The following is a 2,178-nucleotide window of genomic DNA, read 5'->3' as shown; positions in this document are numbered from 1 at the left end:
GGAAACGCCATTGCTCCTAAAAATGGAATCTACGAAATTCCTCTTAATTATCAGGGATATTATATGCGTGTAAATGGTGAGAAGGGAGCCTTTGACAAACTTGTATCGGCCATTAGTAAAGCGGATATCGTGGGCTATGAACCTGTCGAAATAATTGCGAAAGACTTTACAGCTCCCATTGCCAGCAAACCGGAAATGGAACTTCAACTGACCAATATCCTCAATCGTCCGGTACAAGGTGTATTATCTGTTTCTATCGGTAATCTGGATATATCTTATCCGAAGAATGTATCGTTTAAGCCCAATGAGACAAAAACTATCAGAGCGAAAGTGACAAACGGAACTGCCAGTGTGGACAATAACTATCCGCTTGAAGTTCATTTCGATGCAGGAAAAGATGGATTCGCCGTGCATTGGGAAAATATGCATGTCAATTATATTGCAAAGAAAACGATAAAGATAGATGGTAATCTGAATGACTGGCAAAACATGATTTCACAAACGATAGAAGGTTCTTCCAAGGCCAGCATTTCTTTGACGGAAGCTGCATGGTATCCATATCAAAAGTTTGATAGTAATGCGGAAGGATTGGCGCATACCTACCTGGCTTACGATGACGATTATTTCTACTTTGCAGCAAAAGTTGCGGATAAAACTCCCAATAAAGGAACATTGAGATTTGAGACTCGCAATGATGATGATTATTTCTATCCTGACACAGCTTATATGCAGACCATATATGCCATGCATTCTACCATAGTAACGCAGCCTGCGGCAGAATCAGATCAAAAAGCACTGCAATTGCCTTCGGCAAAAGGACGTATGATGAATTATATGGAAAATACATCTACTACTCTGTCGATGGGTATGGATATTCATTTGCCGAAAGATAAATATACCCGCACTTCTTTTTATTTCCCAAGTATAAATCAGAATGGCTTGTCTGTTACTGTTTATGATAAAGACAGTGGCAAAGAATTACTTTCTACCAAGATAGACAAACTATGGAATGGTACTTATCTGACATTGGATTTATGTGGTAATGTGCGCATACGTTGTTCATCTTATGGTTGGTGGTACACAACAAAATTATCAGGTATCTTTTTTGACTCATCGGACAATGTTGTTAATTCGGGTAATGCCGGTGCTTCAGCGAAACTTGTAAACCGTGATTTTGATACTGTCGGAAACTGGCTGGGTAAATATGGGCAATTAGGATACTATCTTATCGGTTCAGATTCTTCTTTGCCTCAAGATGTTACTTGCCATGTTGTCTCTCAAGATGATTTGGTTCCTTTGGTATGGCCCGAGCAGGTACGTCGTTTCACTTACCGTAAAAGACCTACATTACCGGATGGCACCAATGGGATAGCAACAGATAATATACTGATTGCTTTCAATGTAATTCCAATCGGCGAAGATGGTATGGAAGCTGAAACGAAAGGTACTATGCCGCGTTACATCGGTTATAAATGTACAGATTATGAATACGCTTTGAATACTGTTGCTCCCGAATATGGCGGTGGTTTTGAAATATGGAGAATGCTTGTTCCGGGTATGCCGCGAAAACACTTCTATCCTCGCCAGCCCAAATCTTCCTTTGACGGAGCCGTAAAAGATGGAAAACTGATTACTACACGTGAAGGTAATACATTGTATTATGAATGTGCTATTCCATGGTCCGAAATACCGGATGTGAAGAAAGCCATTGATAAAGGCGATAAAATTAAATTCTCTGCGCGTATCAACGATGATGGCGCCGGGGCTGCTTGTATGGAATTAGCACGCGGCCGAAGCGTTTCGAAGAAAAACTCCAGAGCATTCCATCCGGACTGGAAGGAACATTGGGCGAATGAGGTTGAGTTTGGCGTAGAGAAATAAAGCGTGCTAGAATACTAATTATTGAAAATGGTAGAATGAAAATGAAGAAACAACTGATTATAATATTTCTATTATGTCTGTCTGTCAAGGGGATTTCACAAATACCTTTTGATGGTAGTGATAGTTATGCTACGCCACCCATAGGATTCGGGCAAAGTGAATTTGAAAACCCTTTAATTAACAGTATTAACAGGGAACCATACGGTGCAACATCTATTTCATTTCCTACTGAAACAGAAGCGTTGCAAGTGAAACGCTCTTCCTCCTCCCGGTATCAGTCATTGAATGGAACATGGA

Annotated in this window: 1 protein-coding gene and 1 pseudogene; both read left to right on the top strand. The window is 40.4% G+C overall.

What is annotated here, in order from left to right; genetic code table 11:
* Positions 1-1,881: pseudogene (locus tag AB5935_RS24590) on the top strand (hypothetical protein); the annotation flags it as partial.
* A gap of 35 nt (positions 1,882-1,916) precedes the next feature.
* Positions 1,917-2,178: hypothetical protein (locus AB5935_RS24585; protein ID WP_368327712.1), on the top strand; the 262-nt coding region annotated here is incomplete at its 3' end.

Source organism: Phocaeicola sp. RTP21198st1_B8_RTP21198_201120 (assembly GCF_040929485.1).
GTDB lineage: Bacteria > Bacteroidota > Bacteroidia > Bacteroidales > Bacteroidaceae > Phocaeicola > Phocaeicola dorei.
The sequence above is the reverse complement of the archived record's forward strand: the minus strand, read 5'-3'. Positions and strand labels throughout refer to the sequence as shown.